General features: G+C 56.0%; 19 protein-coding genes. 10 read left to right on the top strand and 9 right to left on the bottom strand.

The window, feature by feature from the left end:
- Positions 1–126: 126 nt before the first annotated feature.
- From QMQ05_RS09525 to QMQ05_RS09515, 3 genes are all read right to left on the bottom strand, one after another.
- Positions 127–1,773, bottom strand: coding sequence for an HNH endonuclease signature motif containing protein (locus QMQ05_RS09525; RefSeq protein WP_345469521.1), 1,647 nt, complete (start codon positions 1,771–1,773; stop codon positions 127–129).
- A gap of 63 nt (positions 1,774–1,836) precedes the next feature.
- Positions 1,837–3,000 (bottom strand): class I SAM-dependent methyltransferase, encoded by a 1,164-nt coding sequence (locus QMQ05_RS09520; protein WP_345469519.1) that lies wholly within the window; start codon positions 2,998–3,000, stop codon positions 1,837–1,839.
- Positions 2,997–3,671 carry a YigZ family protein gene (locus QMQ05_RS09515; RefSeq protein WP_334122908.1) on the bottom strand — a complete coding sequence of 225 codons (675 nt, stop codon included), beginning with the start codon at positions 3,669–3,671 and terminating at the stop codon, positions 2,997–2,999. The genes QMQ05_RS09520 and QMQ05_RS09515 overlap by 4 nt, the downstream gene beginning before the upstream one ends.
- Before the next feature lie 25 nt (positions 3,672–3,696).
- Here QMQ05_RS09515 and coaE point away from each other — a divergent pair, with 25 nt between their 5' ends.
- The 5 genes from coaE to QMQ05_RS09490 all read left to right on the top strand — a co-directional run bounded on the left by coaE (position 3,697) and on the right by QMQ05_RS09490 (position 8,515).
- Entirely contained in the window at positions 3,697–4,281 is a 585-nt protein-coding gene (gene coaE / locus QMQ05_RS09510; protein ID WP_345469516.1) for a dephospho-CoA kinase, read from the top strand.
- A gap of 17 nt (positions 4,282–4,298) precedes the next feature.
- The gene (locus QMQ05_RS09505; protein WP_141686237.1) at positions 4,299–4,547 is read left to right on the top strand and encodes a hypothetical protein; all 249 of its coding nucleotides are present in this window, start codon (positions 4,299–4,301) and stop codon (positions 4,545–4,547) included.
- Positions 4,548–4,621: 74 nt separating this feature from the next.
- Entirely contained in the window at positions 4,622–6,709 is a 2,088-nt protein-coding gene (uvrB, locus tag QMQ05_RS09500; RefSeq protein WP_345469515.1) for an excinuclease ABC subunit UvrB, read from the top strand.
- A 220-nt stretch (positions 6,710–6,929) separates the two neighbouring features.
- Positions 6,930–7,970 (top strand): TerC/Alx family metal homeostasis membrane protein, encoded by a 1,041-nt coding sequence (locus QMQ05_RS09495; protein WP_345469513.1) that lies wholly within the window; start codon positions 6,930–6,932, stop codon positions 7,968–7,970.
- An 89-nt stretch (positions 7,971–8,059) separates the two neighbouring features.
- Positions 8,060–8,515 carry a MarR family winged helix-turn-helix transcriptional regulator gene (locus QMQ05_RS09490; RefSeq protein ID WP_345469511.1) on the top strand — a complete coding sequence of 152 codons (456 nt, stop codon included), beginning with the start codon at positions 8,060–8,062 and terminating at the stop codon, positions 8,513–8,515.
- Between the two features lie 64 nt (positions 8,516–8,579).
- Here QMQ05_RS09490 and QMQ05_RS09485 read toward each other — a convergent pair whose 3' ends face one another.
- Positions 8,580–9,866, bottom strand: a complete 1,287-nt coding sequence (locus QMQ05_RS09485; RefSeq protein ID WP_345469509.1) for an alpha/beta fold hydrolase — start codon at positions 9,864–9,866, stop codon at positions 8,580–8,582.
- Positions 9,866–10,354 carry a GNAT family N-acetyltransferase gene (locus tag QMQ05_RS09480; RefSeq protein ID WP_345469507.1) on the bottom strand — a complete coding sequence of 163 codons (489 nt, stop codon included), beginning with the start codon at positions 10,352–10,354 and terminating at the stop codon, positions 9,866–9,868. The genes QMQ05_RS09485 and QMQ05_RS09480 overlap by 1 nt, the downstream gene beginning before the upstream one ends.
- 62 nt (positions 10,355–10,416) lie before the next feature.
- Here QMQ05_RS09480 and QMQ05_RS09475 point away from each other — a divergent pair, with 62 nt between their 5' ends.
- Positions 10,417–11,169 (top strand): metal-dependent hydrolase, encoded by a 753-nt coding sequence (locus tag QMQ05_RS09475; protein ID WP_058254556.1) that lies wholly within the window; start codon positions 10,417–10,419, stop codon positions 11,167–11,169.
- Between the two features lie 40 nt (positions 11,170–11,209).
- The gene (locus QMQ05_RS09470; protein WP_345469505.1) at positions 11,210–12,151 is read left to right on the top strand and encodes a phosphotransferase; all 942 of its coding nucleotides are present in this window, start codon (positions 11,210–11,212) and stop codon (positions 12,149–12,151) included.
- Positions 12,152–12,155: 4 nt separating this feature from the next.
- Here QMQ05_RS09470 and QMQ05_RS09465 read toward each other — a convergent pair whose 3' ends face one another.
- The 3 genes from QMQ05_RS09465 to QMQ05_RS09455 all read right to left on the bottom strand — a co-directional run bounded on the left by QMQ05_RS09465 (position 12,156) and on the right by QMQ05_RS09455 (position 15,417).
- On the bottom strand, positions 12,156–12,347 hold the full coding sequence (locus QMQ05_RS09465; protein WP_334122977.1) for a hypothetical protein: 192 nt from the start codon (positions 12,345–12,347) through the stop codon (positions 12,156–12,158).
- A 129-nt stretch (positions 12,348–12,476) separates the two neighbouring features.
- Positions 12,477–12,881, bottom strand: coding sequence for an NUDIX domain-containing protein (locus tag QMQ05_RS09460; protein ID WP_345469503.1), 405 nt, complete (start codon positions 12,879–12,881; stop codon positions 12,477–12,479).
- Positions 12,882–12,885: 4 nt separating this feature from the next.
- Positions 12,886–15,417, bottom strand: coding sequence for a DEAD/DEAH box helicase (locus QMQ05_RS09455; protein ID WP_345469502.1), 2,532 nt, complete (start codon positions 15,415–15,417; stop codon positions 12,886–12,888).
- A gap of 77 nt (positions 15,418–15,494) precedes the next feature.
- On the opposite strand from QMQ05_RS09455, the gene QMQ05_RS09450 reads away from it, so the two are divergent.
- The gene (locus QMQ05_RS09450; RefSeq protein WP_345469500.1) at positions 15,495–16,289 is read left to right on the top strand and encodes a methyltransferase domain-containing protein; all 795 of its coding nucleotides are present in this window, start codon (positions 15,495–15,497) and stop codon (positions 16,287–16,289) included.
- An 86-nt stretch (positions 16,290–16,375) separates the two neighbouring features.
- Here the strand turns inward: QMQ05_RS09450 and QMQ05_RS09445 are convergent, their stop codons facing one another.
- On the bottom strand, positions 16,376–17,029 hold the full coding sequence (locus QMQ05_RS09445; RefSeq protein WP_345469498.1) for an MBL fold metallo-hydrolase: 654 nt from the start codon (positions 17,027–17,029) through the stop codon (positions 16,376–16,378).
- An 84-nt stretch (positions 17,030–17,113) separates the two neighbouring features.
- Between QMQ05_RS09445 and QMQ05_RS09440 the strand changes: the two genes are divergently transcribed.
- Positions 17,114–17,491, top strand: coding sequence for a GntR family transcriptional regulator (locus tag QMQ05_RS09440; protein ID WP_345469496.1), 378 nt, complete (start codon positions 17,114–17,116; stop codon positions 17,489–17,491).
- A gap of 122 nt (positions 17,492–17,613) precedes the next feature.
- Positions 17,614–19,173 carry a PQQ-binding-like beta-propeller repeat protein gene (locus QMQ05_RS09435; protein WP_345469495.1) on the top strand — a complete coding sequence of 520 codons (1,560 nt, stop codon included), beginning with the start codon at positions 17,614–17,616 and terminating at the stop codon, positions 19,171–19,173.
- The last annotated feature ends 45 nt before the right edge of the window (positions 19,174–19,218 follow it).

Below are 19,218 nucleotides of genomic sequence, written 5' to 3'. Positions count from 1 at the left end.
CGGTGGCCGGGCTGATTCATGGGGCACGCCGATGGGCTTGCCCACGACAATCATGAGCAAGCCCAACGGACATTTCAACGGGGAATATTTTTGACCAGAGACTGACGTGTCGCTGGTTAGCGCGAGTTAGGCCGCTTGTACATCGTTATAGCGGTTACGCACAGGGGTCTGGGTCGGATCGACAAAGTTCGGGAGAATGACCTTAGGGACCCCGTCATCTGGAATGACCTTGATGAGCCCGGCATGGACATCATGATGGTGGGTATCGCAGAGCATCGCACTCCAGTACACGGAGGTGACTCCACCTTCCGACCAGAACCAGATGTGGTGGATATTGCAGCGTTCGGGATCCATGGTGCAACCGGGCACAATGCAACCCCGGTCGCGCACCGATATGCCTAAACGCATATAGCCAGGATGCTTGCGTTGGCTGCGCCCAATGTCCAGGAGCTCGCCCTTACCGCCCAAAACCATCGGAATGATTTTCGCTTTGGCTAGGGTTTGGCGAAGATCGGTGGCGCTGAGCTTAAAACCATGTCCCGTGATTCCGTGGGTTTCGGCTCGACCTTCCAACTCGGCCAGAGTCAACATGACCACTACCTGCGGTTTGATCACGGGTAAGTCCAGATCCTCGGTCTCAGGAGGCGAAGAATCTGGCGAATTTGCCCGTTTGCCCATCGCTTCTTGCAGACGCTTGAGCCGTTTAGCGTTGAGTTCGAGCAAATTCATGACCGCGTTGAGTCGACGGGCCGCTGGAGAAATGGGCGCGGAATCGGTGGACTCGGCGGTGGCGGCTTCCTCATCGGTGATGAAGTCCGGATGTTCGCCTGCGGACTCTTGCGTTTCAGCGTTTTCATCGACGAATGCTTCGCGGGCCGTTTGCCCTGCGCCGGAGCGTGGGTTGTCACTCTGAGTGAGTCCAGATTCGAAAAGTTCCGCGCGAACCGGTCGCAGCCCCATCTCATACCAAATGAGGCCACGACGCAGTCCCTTGCGGAAGATCCCTTCCTCAGCTTCGGGCTGTTCCTGGGATAGTTGTTCGCGCGCCGTCTTGATAACGAGGTTGACGGCCTTGTGTCGGGTGGCAGGTTCTGGCTCGTCCATTTCCAGGTTCAGTACTGACTCGACTAGCTGGCCCTGCTCATCGCGCACACTTGATGTGGTTGGAGGGGCGAATTCTGTGCGTTTTGGTTCCAGCGAGCCCAAACGACGTGCGGCGGACAGTGCTTCAGCCGGTGGCAGCGAGCCATCACGAAACCGTTGGGCCATGAGGGGGAACTGTGCAGGGTACACCTGATGATGGTAGTCAAACTGGGCAAAAACATGGTGCGCGCTGTCTGTTCGACGTTGAGCCTCAAAATGTTCTAGGCGCAACCAGGAGGCGAGCAAGTCAGTGCTGTTGCGAAAACTGGGGCGTTGGCCGGTGCACTGCGCGGGTTCGGTGAAGTCAGTGCTCCCTGCGCGGACGGCTTCCAGTTCGTCTGTCGTTAGGGTGTGGGCTGCTGTGGATTCGAGCAGATGTGCCGCGTACACCCGGGTGCGTAATGCTTGGTGGGCGGTCAGCTCGACCGATTGTGCCAGGGCCAGGGCGAAACGTGGATCCTGTGAGTAGGCCGGTTGGTTTTCCGGCCCTGCACCAGCAATGGGGGCGATGAACTGGTGCAGGTCCGGAATGAGTGCAGCGATAGCCAGAGCCTGATCGGCGGTGATTGCCGAAGTGCTCCTGATTGCCTGGTTGAGGTCGGCAATGGCCTGACCGATCGAATCACTCATGGACCAAGAACGCGGTGGTGGAGCGCGGGCGATAAACGTGCGATCGCGAGTTGTGGAAAAGTCCTAATGCCCCTTGACGGAAGCGGTCACGGTGAAGGTCTTATCTCTGGCCAACTGGGTGGTGGGGCCAACCCGCCGGACCAATTCGTTGCGGTAGCGCAGATGCGAGTTGAACACGCACACTAGGGTGCCGCCGGGTGCGAGGACTCGGGCTGCGTCGTCGATCAGTTTGAACGCGATGTCGGCGGTGACCGTATTGCCGATGTGGAAGGGCGGGTTCAGGGTTATGAGCGTGGCCGAAGCATTAGGCAAGCGACGCAGGGCATCGTCCTGAGTGGCGCTAACGCGGTGCGATAACCCGTTGAACTGCGCCGCGGCCAGTGTTGATGCGACGGCGGAAGCCGAATGATCGGAGGCGTCCACCTGAAGATGGGGGTAGGTGAGCGCTGCGTACATGCCGATGGAGCCATTGCCGCAGGCCAAGTCCACCAGGGTTTTGTGGCCGCCAAGATCGGGCAAGTTTTCCAAAAGCAGGCGAGTTCCGGGGTCTAAGCGCGCAGCCCCAAAGGTTCCGGCACCGGCGTGCAGGCTAAAACTGGTGCCCTTCACTTGGTGGGTTGCGGTGGCCGGGAAGCGGGATGGAGGCTGTTGCGCCAAGGGAAGTGAGGCGGTCAAAACACGGGACTTCTGCCGAGCCAGCGAGACATCGACCCGGGTAAAACGCGAGATCAGCAGGTCGTTGATCGACCGGCTCATATGTTTGATGCGGCCACCGGCAAAAAGCGTCGCTTCAGGCGTGGCAACGGCGGCGATGGCCGCGAGCTGTTCGTCCAGCACGTCCAATCCACGCGGCAGGGTCAGCAAAATGGTGGCGGCCTGTTCGGCGGCCTCGGCCAGGGAGAAAAATTGGAGGCGTTCGCTGGCTTCTGGCATGAGCTGGCGGATGTTGGCCTCGATGGCGTGGCGGGCGGTGAGCGAATCGGTGTGTACACGTACCGAGGTGCTACCCAAGGCCAGGGCGCCTAGGGTCAATGCCCCGTAGTGATCGCCGACGATCGAGATGTTGGCGGGCCAGCCGGCGTCGGCCACATGTTCGGCGGCGGTATCCAGGATCAGTCGGTCGGCGGCATCGGCAGCAAAAAGGTTGGGCGCTTGGACATCGGGCCAGCGGCTGAGCGACGCGAGCAGGGCCTGCAGATCGGGGGTGGAGTGGGGAACGAGATTCAAATCAGATCAACCCATCGGGTGGTGGTGTCGCTCAGCTCTCCGGCGCCGGAGGTGAGCGTGGCGACGTGGGTGTGCAACTGGTCGGTGGCTTCAGGGGTATCGGGAATACCAATGTGAATTAGCGCGGATTCGGCAAGCCATTGGGTGGGTTCGACCTGGTAGCCGGCGGCGCGCAGCTCATTTTCATAACGGGCCGCGAGGGCATGGGAAGCCGGCAGGGCGAAGATGCGCAGGCGTTCGCGGCGCAGTAAAGTGGCTTGGTCCAGGGCGGTGGAGACTGCCTCTGAATAGGCCCTCACCAGCCCGCCGGCACCGAGCTTAATGCCACCAAAATAGCGGACGACCACGGCCAGCACGTCGGAAAGGTGGCTGTGATCGGGCAGTTCGCGTTTGGCGAGGGCATCAAGCATGGGAACACCGGCAGTGCCCGAAGGTTCACCGTCGTCATTGGAGCGTTGGGTCATTCGATCGGGCCCAAGAATAAAGGCCGTGCAGTGGTGCCGGGCATCAAAATGTGTTTTGCGCAGGGCCGCAATGTGCTCCCGAGCTGCAGATTCGGAGTCGACCCGGTAGAGGTAGGTAATGAAGCGAGAACGCTTAATCTCTAGCTCGTGCACACTGTCTTCGAGCAGGGTGGTGTAGCTGGTCGCGACCGAATCGTTGGTGTTCATTGCTAATAGTTTATAGGGTGGAGACATGAAGCATGTGGGACTGACCGGGGGAGTAGCTTCCGGAAAATCTGCGGTGGCAGCACAATTAGCCGCGCTGGGAGCGGTCGTGATCGACGCCGACGCACTGGCCCGCGAAGTGGTCGCCCCGGGAACCAAGGGCTTGGCTGAGATCACGGAGCACTTTGGGCCGAGCGTCATACTCGCCGATGGTTCCTTAGATCGTCAGGCCTTAGGCGCGATCGTGTTTGCCGATGAGCAGGCACGCACGAAGCTTAACGGAATCGTGCACCCCCTGGTGCGAGAGCGTGCGGCCGAGTTGCGGGCACAAGCACCGGCCGACGCCCTGGTGATCGAAGACATTCCGTTGTTGGTGGAATCCGGGCAAGCCGAGAATTTTGATGCCGTGATTGTGGTGCAGGCACCACACGAAGAGCGGATCCGCCGGATGATCCAGAATCGTGGATGGAGCGCCGATGAGGCCCAATCGCGGATGGACGCTCAAGCCACTGATGAGCAACGCTCGGCGGTAGCAGATTATGTGCTGGATAATTCTGGCACCCTCGAAGAATTGCGGGCGCAAGTGAACGCCCTCTACAAGCAGCTAACCTAGGAACGCAGGAGAAGACGATGTACAAGACGTGCAAATGGACGATGTTTGTTTCCTTCGGTATTGCCCTGGTGCTGTGGCTTGGCTTTGGCGGACGGGCCGAATTTGTGAGCCAAGAGACCGGCCCCTACTCGCCGGTGGTTTATATTTCCGGGTGGTTGGCCCTGCTGGGAATTATCGCGGCGACGATCATGACCATGGGTTTCTTTAGCAATACGATCGGGCGAACGGTCAAGCGCAATGCGATCCGTTATGGCATGCGCAAGTAGCTCGCGCCCGCTTTAAGCTGAAAGCTGGCTAGAGACCGTCCTATTCGGTCCAACCAAGTCGATATGCTGGTTCTATGAGTCTTGCCCAGCCAATTAAGCGTGTTGTTGCCCCTTTCGAAGTCATCAGCGAATATGAGCCCGCGGGTGATCAGCCCCAGGCCATCGAACAGCTGACGCAGCGGATTAACAACGGCGAGAAGGACATCGTTCTGCTGGGTGCCACGGGTACTGGTAAGTCAGCCACCACCGCGTGGCTCGTAGAACAGGTACAACGTCCCACCCTGGTGCTGGTGCAGAACAAGACCCTGGCCGCGCAGCTGGCCAATGAGTTCCGCGAACTGATGCCGAACAACGCGGTGGAGTACTTCGTCTCCTATTACGACTACTACCAGCCCGAGGCCTATGTGCCTCAGACCGATACCTTCATCGAGAAGGATTCCTCCATCAACGAGGAAGTGGAACGGCTGCGCCACTCGGCGACTAACTCACTGCTCACCCGGCGCGATACGATCGTGGTCGCCACCGTCTCCTGCATTTATGGTTTGGGCACCCCGGAAGAATACGTCGCCGGCATGGTCACCGTGCGCACCGGTGAGGAACTGAACCGTGACGCGATGCTGCGCCAGTTCGTCGCCATGCAGTACACCCGCAACGACATGGATTTCCACCGTGGGACCTTCCGCGTGCGCGGTGACACCGTTGAAATCATCCCGATGTATGAAGAGCAGGCCGTGCGCATCGAGTTCTTCGGCGACGAAGTTGAAGCCATCTATACCCTGCACCCGGTTACCGGTGAAGTGATCCGCGAAGAAACCGAAATGTACATTTTCCCGGCCAGCCACTATGTGGCCGGTGCCGAACGCATGGGCAAAGCCATCAAGCGGATCGAAGATGAACTGGCGGTACGCCTCAAGGAGCTCGAATCGCAGAACAAGCTGGTCGAAGCGCAGCGACTGCGCATGCGCACCACCTATGACCTGGAAATGATGGAGCAGATGGGCTTCTGCAACGGCATCGAGAACTATTCGCGACATATTGACGGTCGTGATGCCGGTTCCGCACCGCACTGCCTGCTGGATTACTTCCCGGACGACTTCTTGCTGGTGATCGACGAGTCGCATGTGACCGTGCCGCAGATCGGTGCCATGTATGAAGGGGATATGTCGCGAAAGCGCACCCTGGTTGAACACGGCTTCCGCCTGCCTTCAGCGATGGATAACCGTCCGTTGAAATGGGACGAGTTCTTGGAGCGGATCGGGCAGACGGTGTACCTTTCGGCGACCCCCGGCAAGTATGAGCTGGGCAAATCCGATGGGTTCGTGGAACAGATTATTCGCCCGACCGGTTTGATCGATCCCGAAATTATTGTGAAGCCCACCAAGGGGCAGATTGATGATTTGCTCGACGAAATCCGCACCCGTGTGGACCGTGACGAACGAGTGCTGGTCACCACGCTGACCAAGCGCATGGCTGAAGACCTGACCGATTACCTCACCGAGCATCAGGTGCGCGTGCAATACCTGCACTCGGACGTGGATACCATCCGCCGTGTGGAATTGCTGCGTGAACTACGTATGGGCTCCTTTGATGTGCTGGTGGGCATTAACCTGTTGCGTGAGGGCTTGGACCTGCCAGAAGTCTCGCTCGTGGCGATCCTTGATGCCGATAAGCAGGGCTTCCTGCGCTCAGCGACCTCGCTGATTCAGACCATTGGTCGTGCCGCTCGTAACGTGTCGGGCCAGGTGATTATGTATGCCGATAAGATCACCGACGCGATGGATCAGGCGATCGAAGAGACCAATCGTCGTCGCGCCATTCAGGAAGCACACAATAAGGAACACGGGATTGACCCACAGCCGCTGCGCAAGAAGATCGCCGATATTACCGACCAGCTGGCCCGCGAAGACGCCGATACCCAGGAACTGCTGAACAATAACCGGTTGGCAAAGGACGCGAAGCGGAGTAAAGCCTCTACAACCGTGCGTAAGGACGGTTTGGCGGCCGCTCCGGCAGAAGACCTGTTGTCCCAAATTGAAGAGATGACCGAACAGATGCATGCCGCGGCCGCGGAACTACAGTTCGAATTGGCTGCGCGAATCCGTGACGAAGTATCCGAACTCAAGAAGGAGCTACGCCAGATGAAGGCGGCCGGGCACGCCTAAATGAAGGTTAAAAAAGCCTGTGGGGAGGCTGTGCGCTACACTAGATGTTTGGACGTAGGGGAGTATCCCAATGCTGTGAACGTCAACACGCGAACCAAAGACGTTTCGCCGGGCGCAGCAGCCGATCAGCACACGTGCTTTCTCGTTACAGGGAAGCTTGGATGACGGCGGAGAGACTTGCGGCGATTTTCCATACCCTCCAACGAAAGGTCGCTCGTCCGTGGGCACTCATGGGTTAACCATTCAATTTGAGATCATCGCGCTGGTTGTTTTGTGCGCGGTGCTCATCGCAGACCTGCTGTACGTCACCAAACGTCCGCACATTCCTTCCATGAAAGAAGCTGGCATCTTTGTCGGCATCTACATCGCCCTGGCCTTAATCTTCGGCGGAATCCTTTGGTGGCAGGCCGGAAGCCAGATCGGCCAGGAATTCTATGCCGGTTGGGTCACCGAATACGCATTGTCGGTGGACAACCTGTTCGTCTTTATCATCATCATGGCTCGCTTCTCGGTATCGCGAAAGTACCAGCAGGAAGTGCTGATGTTCGGCATTATTATCGCGCTGATTCTGCGCGCGATCTTCATCGTGGCCGGTGCAGCGATTATCGAACAGTGGTCGTGGGTCTTCTACATTTTCGGTGCCTTCCTGCTGTGGACCGCATGGAACCAGCTCAAGGACGATGATGAGGATGAAGAGAGCGGCTTGGTCAAGAAGCTGACCAGCCGCATGCCAATCTCCGACGATTTCGACGGCGCCAAGCTGCGTACCGTGGTCGACGGTAAGAAGCTGTTCACCCCGATGGTTCTGGTCTTCGTGACCATCGGCATGACGGACCTGCTCTTCGCTTTCGACTCGATTCCAGCAATCTTCGGCCTAACCAAGTCCGCATTTATCGTCTTCACCGCGAATATTTTTGCGTTGATGGGTTTGCGTCAGTTGTACTTCCTGCTCGGCGGATTGATGAACCGTTTGGTCTTCCTGAAGCACGCGCTGAGCTTCATCCTCGCTTTTATCGGCGTGAAGCTGGTCTTCCACGCACTGCATGAGAACAACCTGCCATTCATCAATGGTGGCGAGCACCTGGATTACGCTTGGTTGGACATTTCCACCGGACTTTCACTGCTGGTGATTCTTGGTGCGATCGTGGTTGCCACCGTCATGTCCCTGTGGACTCCGTGGGGCAAGCGGGCAGCCGCTAGCGCAGAAGCTGAAGAAGTCTCCAAGGCTTCGAACACCGCTACTGGCACGAACAAAGAGTAGCCGAAAAGAGCAACCCGTCGGTCGGTCTTTTAAGCCCGGCCGGCGGGTTTTCTCTGACCCTTTACTTATGGATCTTCTCCCAGGGGAATATGATGAGCGCAGAATCGCTTGACACACAGACCGTCGCCACCGACTTGGCGCTAGCCTCAGGAACCATGTCCCGCCTGTTGGGTCAGGCCGCCGGACAGGGACGCTCCGTCACGGCTTGGCGGGTACTCTCTTCCCTCGAACGACTTGGTGCCCAGCGAGTGGGCGATCTGGCTGTTGAGCAGCGTGTCGCCCAACCGACCATGACCGGGCTAATTATCCGACTGGAAAATGACCAGCTGGTGCAGCGTCAGTCCGATCCCAACGACGGCCGGGCCAGCCTCGTGAGCCTGACCGAGAACGGACTGCAAGAGATCCGTGGTTACCGCTCGCGGGCGATCAACGTGCTCTTGAGTGGGATCGGCGATTTCAGCCAGGAGGAACAACTAGCATTGGCTCGTGTGGTTCCGCTCCTGCAGCATATCAACGAACAGATCGCTGCCGGACTCGACGGCTAAATTCTGGCTATAGCTAAGGCGCGCTCCTTCCCTGCGGAAAGAGCGTGCCTTGTGCGTTGAGTAACTATTGGTCCTTGGCGGCAGCTTCTGGATCCTCACCATTTGTCATGGCCAAGAGCCGACGGAAAATTGCTGGCCCATCATCGCCGATACCATCGTGATGATATTCATCGGTGACCCACGGTTGCAGACCTGCGACCTGAGAAGCGGTCCGCAATGAAAGCTCACGATCCACATAAACGTCATCGTGATAAACGGCCGCTGCTACTGGCACGGTGTTCTTTGCCAGCACCTCAAGATCGTACAGTGGCCCAAAGTGCTCGTGCTCTGCCAAGATGCGGGCCACATCCTCCAGCGGGCGTAAAGCCGGATCCGTGGCAAAATGCCACCGGAAGATCATTTCACCGGTGAGCAGAGGCGTGTCGGCATGCGCTGTGAACTCTTCGAATTCCGGAAGCACTTGCTCGGCGGCAAAGTTCGTGGCAGCACCCTGGGCATAGATCGTTTCATGCATCAGGGCGTAGAGCGGGTTGGAGGCGAAGGAGGCTTGCGCCTGTAACGCATCGAGGAACGTATCCGAGAGTCGTGGCCCGCCGGTCGTTTGGACAAAGGCTTCCTCAAAAATGTGGTGTAGCAGATGGACTCGGGTATTGCCTCCGAGATACATGCCGAGCATTTGCACTAATTCGACGGTGACTTTTTGACCATTTGGCAATCGTTCATCGTCGTTGCTACGAAGATGCTGGTAAATTTCGTGCAATGTCTCGAAGTCCTGGGGGTACCAAGAAAAGTACTCACGATTGCGCTCTGCCATGCGCTGATAAGTAGCACGGTAGACAGTTCTTGCATCCTGATCCAAGGACGCTAGGCCACCGGTCACCAAGCAGCGGGTGAGGGACTGGGGGAAAAGCGAAAGATACGTGAGGGTGCAGAAACCGCCATAGCTTTGGCCCAACGTGCTCCACTTATCGATGCCCAAATGCTTACGGAATGCTTCTGCATCGCGCACAATCGAATCCGCACGGAAATGCGATAAGTAGCGGGCCTGAGCGGCCGAATCGCCACGCAAAGGCAGGGTTTGGCGGTTAGCAGGTGATGATAGGCCGGTGCCTCGCTGATCGAGTAAGAGGACACGGAAGTGTTTAACAGCCTCGGCCAACCATCCTGCCAGGGATCCCGGGCGTGGAGATTTTCCACCCGGTCCGCCCTGCAAAAACAGTAACCATGGCCTGCTGGAGTCGGTGCTGACTTCCCGAGCGAACACCGAGATTTTTTCGCCCTCGGGATTTGCGTGATCCAGCGGTACATCGATGAAATGGTCGGTGACGTCCATGCCCCGGTAATGGGTCATTACTTAGCTCCTTGTGATCCGAGGGCCACCAGGTCATCGCCGTCCAAACGACGGGTGGTCCACCCGTCGAGTGCGCCGGCACCCAGTGAGTCATAAAATTTGATAGCTGGTTCGTTCCAATCCAGAACCTGCCACTCCAGACGCTTGTATCCGCGATCTACACAGATTTTGGCGAGCGTGCGCAATAGGGCGTTTCCTGTGCCCAATCCACGCTGATTGGCACGGACGTAAAGGTCTTCGAGGTGAATCCCGTGACGGCCTTCCCACGTGGAATAGGTCAAGTACCAGATAGCAATACCCACGATGGTTCCAGATCCGTCATCGGCGACGTGGGCAAAGACCTGGGGGTTCGCCCCGAAGAGGTGCTCTTCTAGCGCCTGAACGGTGTTAACCACCGCGTCTGGTTCCTTCTCATAGTCCGCAAGTTCCTGAATTAGTTCTAGAATCTGCGGGCAGTCATCGATGGTTGCTTCGCGCACAATACTCATGTGTCCTAGCTTACCGCCGTCATGCCGCTAAAACGTCGGTGACCAGTCCTAAGGTTGAATGCATGATGGGTGGACACCACGCGGTGAGCGGCGCAGCCGCATGGTTGGCAATTACTACTCCGGTCACCGTAGGTTCGGTTAATCTCGGGCTGGGTACCTTCGAAATGGATCGTTGGGAAACACTCGCCGGTGCGATCGTATGCGCAGGGGCCGCATTGTTGCCGGATGCTGATCATCATGGGGCGACCATTGCCCGCGCCCTGCCACCCTTCTCCAGCATTTTTGCGCGGATCGTCGGTGAAGTCTCCGGAGGCCATCGAAACGGTACGCACTCAATCCTAGGTATGGCGTTTTTCATCTTCTTGGCGTGGCTTGCCAACGGCTGGGATGTTCAGACAGTCGCCCTGGGCACGGTCTATCCAGCAGCGGCGCTCTTTGCAATCCTGTTGATTTCCTTCGCTGTGAAGTCAGTGAAATTCATGCCACCGTTATTGTGCTGGATCATTGCCCTAGCGACCGGCGCCTTCGTCGGCGTCAACGCTCCCGAAGAGAACATGTGGTTCCTCTTGGCGGTGGCGCTAGGGGTAATCGTGCATGTACTCGGGGACATGCTGACCATCGGTGGCTGCAATCTGATTTGGCCCATCAAGATCGGTTCGCCGCGGTGGTTCCGCAAACTACCAGTCATTGGTGGTTGCTGGAAGTCCAATGGGCGGGTGGCTGTGCCAATCCTTGCTGAGACCGGTTCCACCGCTGAATGGCTCTTGGCCACACTCCTGACGACCTATGTGGGCATTGCGCTCATTGTTGCTTGACTTCTTGTTGTGCACGCCATGATCTGGAAGTATCCACTTCATGCGCATCCAATTCCCACAGCGAATATCTTGGCCCGAACTTCCGCAAGCTTTGCGGTCGACCATTGAAAGTCGACTGGGCTCGAACGTCGTAGAGGCCACGCGGCAAATCGGTGGGTTTTCGCCAGGCAGTGCTGACCTTGTGCAGTTGCAAGATGGACGCGTGGTCTTTGTGAAAGCCGTAGACGCTGAAGTCAACGATTTTGCAGCTCAACTGCACGCCAAGGAAGCGAACATTGCTGCCAAACTTCCCGAAACATTACCTGCCCCGAAACTGCTGTCACATGTGCAGTGCCAGGGGTGGCAAGCGCTCGTCTTCGCTGAAGCACCTGGAAATCGACCAGCCCTTCCGTGGAATCCAGACGAGCTCCTAGCTGTACTTGATTCCGTTGCGGACCTCAATTCGTCTGTTCCAGAATCCTTGGTTCGGGGACTTCCACGCCTAGAAGATGAGCTGCGAGACGACTTTGCCGGGTTCAGCCGAATCATTGACGACGATTTTGTTCCTAATGATCCGTGGATAGCTCAGCACCTTCAGGAACTTCATCAGCTAGCCGAACCCGCAGCATTATTGCTCGCAGGTGAGGAACTAGTACATGCTGATCTGCGTGCAGACAATATTTTGGTTGGAAACGATGGCGATATTTACCTGGTGGACTGGCCATGGGCTGCCCGCGGAGCTGCGTGGTACGACGCGTTAACGTTGCTGATCGAAGCGCGATTACACGAACCGTTACTCGATGTTCAATCCATTGTTGATTCACATCGAATCTTTGCCTCTGTGACATCAACTGAGCTCGTTAGTGCGCTCGCGGGACTCACTGGTTTTTATCTGGATGCTGCGCGTCGCCCACCGGTTCCTTCGCTGCCCACGCTGAGAAGCTACCACGCGCAACAAGCCGTGGCCTGTACTAGCTGGCTCAAAGAGTTACTTGAAAACTGACTACCTATTGCGCTGGGCTGCTTCGTAAGTTTTCACCTTGATACACCAGTGCCAGCCCCAAGATAAGGAGCCCGGCCTGAAGCAATGTGGAGAGCAGAGCATCGGCGGCAAAGAGCGCCGACCATCCGCTGAGCAGGCCGATCAATACAAACAGTAAGATGCATGCACCCACCAGGCGCAGCTGGAATCCGTTCATGGCCATACCTTACGACAATGCCCGCAACATGGCTATCGATTTTTCGACAGTCACTGCGGGCAGTATCGGTCACTGTGTGGTTACCGTAGAAATTCGGCGAGTTTCTTGCGGCTCAGCGGACTAGGGCGACTAATCCTGAAGTAACTCTAAAAGTACGGGCCGTTCGTGAGGAACCACGTTTTGTGGAAGATGACTAATATCGAACCAGCGCAGATTGGCGGTCCGATCCGGTTCCATAATTTGTGGTGTCCCGGACCAACAAGTCGTTAGATAAAAATCATCAACAACTTCATTGGCACCGATAAAAGGTTCCTGACGCAGCGCCGAAATGAATAAGTGAACATCGGCCGTACGGAGCTCTACGCCTAATTCTTCGCGGGCCTCACGAAGCGCAGCGTCCATACTGCCTTCATCTGGCTCGACATGCCCTGCAGCGGCGATACTCCAGTACCCATCCATGAAACCCGTGCCTTCGCGCAGTTGCAACAAGACTTTATTGCCGTCGACGAAAACGACGTAGCTGATGGCGAGCATCGTACTAGTCCAAACGCCCCACAGAAGTCACGGTCACGACTGGCGCACCGACCTCATCGGAATCATCCAAGGAGATCGTAGCGCTGATGCCCCAATCATGATGTTCGGAAGGATCAGCGAAGATCTGACGGACTTCCCATACTCGGTGAGGTAGCTCATTGACTATGAACAGTTGAGAGCTGCGACCAGTGGGACCATCGTCAATGTCATCATGCTCATCGAAGTAGCCATCCATCGCGTCGGCCCATGCATCGGCGTCAAAGCCATTGTGCTCGTCGAGTTCGCCGAGGGCCTGGTCCTGTTCGTCAGCAAAGAGCTTGACGCGACGGAACATCTCATTGCGAACCATCACTCGGAAGGCACGTTTATTGCTGGTCAGTTTTTCTGGTGCCGGTGGTGGCGCAGTTTCGGTTTCTTCGCTCAGTTCACCACGCGAGAGTTCTTCCCACTCGTCAAGAAGCGAGGAGTCGATCTGGCGAATCATTTCACCCAGCCATTCGATCAGGTCTTCTAGATCCTCACGCAGGGCGTCCTGGGGGACAGTCTGGCGCAGAGCTTTGTAGGCATCGGTGAGGTAACGCAGCAGCACGCCTTCCGAGCGGGCAAGCTGGTAGTACTGGACAAAGTCCGAGAAGCCCATGGCGCGTTCGTACATGTCACGAACGATCGACTTCGGTTGCAGTTCAAAATCGGCGAGCCACGGTGCACCGGAGCGATACTGCTCAAAAGCCGATTCCAGTTTTTCAGCCAGGGGCATCGGGTAGGTGATCTCATCGAGCGCGTTCATGCGATCGTTGTAATCCATACCTTCGGCCTTCATGGCAGCGATGGCTTCGCCTCGGGCCTTTTTCTCCTGGCCGGAGAGCACCTGGCGAGGTTTTTCCAAGGTGGCTTCAATGACAGAAACCACGTCGAGGGCGTAGCTGGCAGAGTCCGGATCTAACAAGTCCAACGCCGCCAAAGCGAAGGGCGAGAGTGGCTGGTTCAGCGCGAAGTTTTGCTGAAGGTGCACGGTCAACTCGTAGTAATTGCCGTATTCATCTGGTTCATCACGACGCACCACTACCTCGGTGGCAATCAGTTCACGTAGGATACCGATGGCCCGAAGCTTCAGCTTGCGTTGTGCTGCGGGCGTCTCGTGATTTTCGCTTAGCAGGCGCACGGCTGCTTCGAATGCATTGTCCTCGCGCTCCAAGAGGTTCAGCAGCATTGAGTGCGATACCTGGAAGGAAGACTTCAGCGTTTCTGGGGGAGCGGCGACAATTCTTTCGAAGGTCTTTTCGCCCCAGGTCACAAAGTTCTGTGGTGGCTTCTTCTTAGGGATCTGCTTAAGTTTGGACGAACCCTCACCATGCTTTTTGAGAGCCTTTTCCATGGCCTTGTGATTCTCAATGGCATGTTCCGGTGCTTGGACCAATACGGTTCCGGCAGTATCAAATCCGGCTCGTCCCGCGCGGCCAGCAATCTGGTGGAATTCGCGGGCGTTGACGATACGTGTACGGGTGCCATCAAACTTTGATAGCGCGGTGATGACGACAGTACGGATCGGAACGTTGATGCCAACACCCAAGGTGTCCGTGCCGCAAATGACCTTGAGTAACCCGGCCTGCGCGAGCTGTTCAACAAGGCGACGATATTTTGGCAGCATGCCGGCATGGTGGATACCAATGCCATGTCGCACCAATCGATTCAGGGTTTTACCGAAGCCGGCAGCAAAGCGGAAGCCACCGATCATTTCAGAGATTTTTTCCTTTTCTTCACGGGTGGCGACATTGATACTCATCAACCCGGTGGCTCGGTCGATCGCGTCAAGCTGGGAGAAGTGAACGATGTAGATGGGGACCTGCTTGGTCTTGATCAGTTCTTCCACGGCTTCTTGCACGGGTTCCATGGAGTAGTAGAAATGCAGTGGGATGGGACGCTCGGTATGTGCCACAGTCACCGTTGGCGTACCAGTGCGTTCTTCGAGTTCTTTTTCGAAGCGGGTTACGTCGCCCAGGGTTGCGCTCATAAGCAGGAACTGGGCTTGAGGAAGTTCAATGAGCGGTACCTGCCAGGCCCAACCACGTTGTGGATCGGCATAGAAGTGGAACTCATCCATGATCACGCAGCCAACGTCGGCTTTAGAACCTTCGCGCAGGGCGATGTTGGCCAGAATCTCCGCGGTGCAACAGATAATTGGCGCATCCGCGTTAACCGACGAGTCGCCGGTCACCATGCCAACGTTTTCCGCACCGAAGATCTTGCACAAGTCAAAGAACTTCTCTGAAACCAGGGCCTTGATGGGGGCCGTGTAGAAGCTGATCTGGTCGCGAGCCATTGCGTAGAAGTGGGCAGCGATGGCGACCATGGACTTGCCAGAACCAGTGGGCGTGGCAAGGATGACGTTGTTGCCACCAGCCAGCGCCATCGAGGCTTCATCCTGTGCCGGGTAAAGCGTGATGCCACGGGAGGCGACCCATTGGCCGAAAGCCTCGTAGATTTCGTCGTCGGATACGTTTTTGCTGTCTGCTGGCAAATATTCGGTGAGCAACATGATGTTACTAGCCTATCGGTTGAGAAGTATGACTGTGTGCTTGAAGTGAGCCAAGTTCAAAGGATTAGGCTAAGGGCATGAAATGGGATCCAGCAAAGTACACGGAATTCGCCGACTATCGGGGTCGCCCCTACAAAGACCTGCTCGGCCAATTAGTTGATCTCGACCCGAAAAAGGTTGTGGATTTGGGATGCGGCCCCGGAAATATGACCAGACTCCTGGCCCAACGATGGCCTGCCGCACAGGTGGTGGGGTTGGATTCTTCCCAAGAGATGATCGACAGGGCCTCATCGAGCGAGCATGAGCCGAATCTGCAATTCGGACTTGCGGATGCCACGACTTGGCAACCCGAACCTGGCCTTGATCTACTCTTCTCGAACGCGATGTTGCAATGGTTGCCGGAGCACCGAGAGCTGCTAGCGACGTGGCTGCGTGCGATGAAAACTGGATCCTATGTCGCGATCCAAGTACCGGGTAATTTTGATTCGCCCTCACATGTGCAGATGCGGGAGGTTGCAGAGAGTCCCAAGTGGGTTGGCAGACTTGGAGGGGTGCTGCGCCACGGAAATGTTGTCGGCCAGCCAGATGAATATCAACGACTCTTACTTGATGCCGGATTCCAAGCCAACGTTTGGGAGAGCACCTTCCAACAACTTTTGTTGGGTGAGGATCCGATCTTGGACTGGGTTCGTGGTACCGCTTTATTGCCGGTCAAAGCTGCCTTAAACGCGGAGGACTATCTGGAATTCGAAGATGACTATCGCACTGCGGTTTCCAAACACTACCCGTCGTTCCAAGCACCTGATGGGACGAAGCTGACGAACTTCCCGTTCCGCAGAATTTTCATGATTGGCCACAAACTAGCCCAATAATCACAGGCTCGGCGAATTGAGAATCATCGACCAACTTTCACAGTGATGCCCACCGACACGTTCGGTGGGCATCACCATGCGTTTGCCTACCAGCCGCGCTCACGCCATTCATCCAGGTGAGGACGTTCGGCGCCCAAAGTGGTCGCATCGCCATGTCCCGGTAGGACCTTGGTTTCATCTGGGAAGCGGTCGAAAATTCGTTCGGATACGTCGGTGATCAGCGAGAGGAAACGCTGTGGATCCTTCCACGTATTTCCTACACCGCCAGGGAATAGACTGTCGCCGCTGAAGATGACTGGCTGGCCGGAAGAATCTACCAACGCATATCCGATTGAGCCCGGAGTGTGCCCGCGCAGATGGATCGCTTCGATAATTACCTCGCCCAGTTTGAGTTGGTCCCCATGGTTGAGTCCGTTGGTAATTTGGACGCCTGATTCTTCAGCGATACCTGCCATATCGTCAGCACCAGCATAGGTTGTCACCGGGTGCTGTTCGACGATTTCGGCCAGCGCACGCACATGATCCCAATGCTGGTGGGTGGTTGCGATGCCGACGATTCGTGGATTGTCTGCATCATTCTTTGCTTCGTTGATCAGTTCAGCGATAGCTGGCGCATCATCTGCGGCGTCGATCAGCAATTGCTCGCCCGAGTGTCGGTTGGTAATGAGGTAGACGTTGTTCGCCATATCGGAAACTGAAATCCAGCGGATGGTTACATCGTCCAGCAATAGTTCGTTCATACCAACACACTACGACGGAAAATATGTTCAACGCGATAGGCTCGGGGTCAGAGGAAGTCAGAGTCCTAAAGAATGGAGCAGAGCATGAGTGAATTGGGATTCATCAAAATTGATCCGAAATCCGCTGTGGCGCCGTACCAGCAAGTCCGCGAACAGATCCTTTCGGCAATAGCTAAAGGAAAATTGGCGCCGGGTACTAAACTTCCCTCCGTACGTGCATTGTCTGGATCATTGAATCTTGCCGTTAACACGGTGGCCAAGGTTTATAAAGAACTTGAACTGCAAGGCGCCGTAGTAACACGAGGGCGTCACGGAACCGTTATCCAAGCAGCAGAGAACCGGGCCGAACAAGAAGTTAGTGATGCCGCGGCCGATTTGGCCCGCATTGCTCAGATGTGGTCTGTGGACGAAGCGACGGCAGTGAAATACCTACGCGCCGCATTTAGCTCACTGCCTCGCTAGATAGTCCCCTGAAGTGAGTTCCGCGGTCAAGAAGTAGAAGGCTGTGGAAAACCTTCGGGCGGTGTTTGGACTCGGGTCTACACTCTGGAACTAGCCAAAGTTCCCGAGGGCAGGAAAACACCGTGAGCTCCAACAGAAATGCTCACCTACACTCCGTGGGTGTCACCGTCATAGTTTTGGCCGTACTGATTCTCGGACATGGGCTTGCTGGATGTACGCCAACTACGGCAGAGCCGGTACCTAAGGTTTCGGAAGAACGTGGAGAAGTGCCCGCCAAAATCGCGTGGAAAAGCGATGAAGTGCTCGTCTCAGATGTTCAGGTATCCGGTGATGTGGCCATTGCTTATCGGCGGCAAGGTCCACAGACGGAAGTCATCGCTCGGAATTTGAAAAACGGCAAACAACTTTGGAAAGACGAAGCGTTGGGAGCCTCAGATTTCAGGGGCATCGCACCGGACATCAAAATAGTTGAGCACGAGGGTAAAAATTATGTGGCTTATTTGGGCACGAAGACTGGGACCTACGGGCAGCTGAAAATTGCTGACGTCTCCAATGGGAAACAGTATGCGTCCAAGGAGAATTTTGGCTACTGGGGTGAGCGTCCCTATATCTGCGGCAAGACCTTCTGTACAGAGGGCGCAAAAGCCCGTAAGGAGAAATTCTCCGAATACCAATATTTGAAATTTGATTGGTCCAAAAAGCAGTGGACTGAGAAAACGACAAACCAAATTGAATACGGCCTCCAACAGGGCGGAAGCAGGCTGGGGGAAGGGCTCATCGCATACTGGTATGACTCCGATCGAGAAATGTTGAGCTATTCCAACGACGCCCAGACCGTTTGGAAACGACCCTACGAGCAAGTATTTGCCAAGGGTATTTCTACCACTAGCGGATGGAAGTGGGACACCGTAGAAGACAATGAAGACATACTTCTCGGGTATGGTTCGCATGCCAAATACGATTTTTTTGATACCGACAAGAAGAAAGCCGTCTATCGTGCTGAAGACTTGTCGAAATTTGTTGCATTGGATGCGAACACCGGACGTACCCTTTGGCAACAAAAAGGTGTGGCAACATCCTGTGGCTCAGTAATGCCTTGGAAGATCAGCGCCACCGGCGACACAGTTGTGCTGTGCTACTACGACGGTGGAAAGCAAACGCTAACCACCACACGCAAAGATCATTACCGTACGAAAACGGATGATCTTACCTGGAAGGCCGTAGGAATCGACAGTAAAACCGGTAAGAGAAAATGGGAGTACAGACTCAGCGATCCCTTAGAGCATTCCAAAACAAATGAAGGTGCCGGTACTCCATTGCAGAATACGGCAACGCCCATCCTTCCATTGGATGAGGGCGAGCAAGTCGTAAACAACTCGGATGGTTCGATCGCCCCGTTAGAAAATGCAGTTGGAGCAAATGTACTGTGCACGGTCGAGCGCGATCCTTACTATATTTACTCCGCGACTCTAGGTACCAAAACCCCAGGAACGCACAAAGCATCAAGGGACAGCTATTTCACTGATGCTCAGACGGTTTGCAAAAGAGGTTCGTGGAAACCTACGGATGCCATCCCGAACGTGGAGGAATTTAGAAGGGCAGGATTTACACATGAAGATGTCGTTGTCCTAAGCCAGGTTGAGGGAATGGTGGCATACCGCTTGTCAGGTGCTTCGCAATAGGAGCGCCAGAACGGCGCTCGCCGAGACGGTAAATCAGCCTAGGGA

The organism is Glutamicibacter sp. B1 (assembly GCF_039602135.1).
GTDB classification, from domain to species: domain Bacteria; phylum Actinomycetota; class Actinomycetes; order Actinomycetales; family Micrococcaceae; genus Glutamicibacter; species Glutamicibacter ectropisis.
This window is presented reverse-complemented; position numbering and strand designations above follow the sequence as displayed.

Coding starts and splice junctions, on each gene's coding strand:
- QMQ05_RS09490 (WP_345469511.1), top strand. CDS start 8,060: ATGATGAGCGCAGAATCGCTTGACACACAGACCGTCGCCACCGACTTG.
- QMQ05_RS09480 (WP_345469507.1), bottom strand. CDS start 10,354: ATGAGTATTGTGCGCGAAGCAACCATCGATGACTGCCCGCAGATTCTA.
- QMQ05_RS09445 (WP_345469498.1), bottom strand. CDS start 17,029: ATGAACGAACTATTGCTGGACGATGTAACCATCCGCTGGATTTCAGTT.
- uvrB (WP_345469515.1), top strand. CDS start 4,622: ATGAGTCTTGCCCAGCCAATTAAGCGTGTTGTTGCCCCTTTCGAAGTC.
- coaE (WP_345469516.1), top strand. CDS start 3,697: ATGAAGCATGTGGGACTGACCGGGGGAGTAGCTTCCGGAAAATCTGCG.
- QMQ05_RS09470 (WP_345469505.1), top strand. CDS start 11,210: ATGCGCATCCAATTCCCACAGCGAATATCTTGGCCCGAACTTCCGCAA.
- QMQ05_RS09460 (WP_345469503.1), bottom strand. CDS start 12,881: ATGCTCGCCATCAGCTACGTCGTTTTCGTCGACGGCAATAAAGTCTTG.
- QMQ05_RS09465 (WP_334122977.1), bottom strand. CDS start 12,347: ATGAACGGATTCCAGCTGCGCCTGGTGGGTGCATGCATCTTACTGTTT.
- QMQ05_RS09525 (WP_345469521.1), bottom strand. CDS start 1,773: ATGAGTGATTCGATCGGTCAGGCCATTGCCGACCTCAACCAGGCAATC.
- QMQ05_RS09505 (WP_141686237.1), top strand. CDS start 4,299: ATGTACAAGACGTGCAAATGGACGATGTTTGTTTCCTTCGGTATTGCC.
- QMQ05_RS09515 (WP_334122908.1), bottom strand. CDS start 3,671: ATGAACACCAACGATTCGGTCGCGACCAGCTACACCACCCTGCTCGAA.
- QMQ05_RS09475 (WP_058254556.1), top strand. CDS start 10,417: ATGATGGGTGGACACCACGCGGTGAGCGGCGCAGCCGCATGGTTGGCA.
- QMQ05_RS09440 (WP_345469496.1), top strand. CDS start 17,114: ATGAGTGAATTGGGATTCATCAAAATTGATCCGAAATCCGCTGTGGCG.
- QMQ05_RS09485 (WP_345469509.1), bottom strand. CDS start 9,866: ATGACCCATTACCGGGGCATGGACGTCACCGACCATTTCATCGATGTA.
- QMQ05_RS09455 (WP_345469502.1), bottom strand. CDS start 15,417: ATGTTGCTCACCGAATATTTGCCAGCAGACAGCAAAAACGTATCCGAC.
- QMQ05_RS09450 (WP_345469500.1), top strand. CDS start 15,495: ATGAAATGGGATCCAGCAAAGTACACGGAATTCGCCGACTATCGGGGT.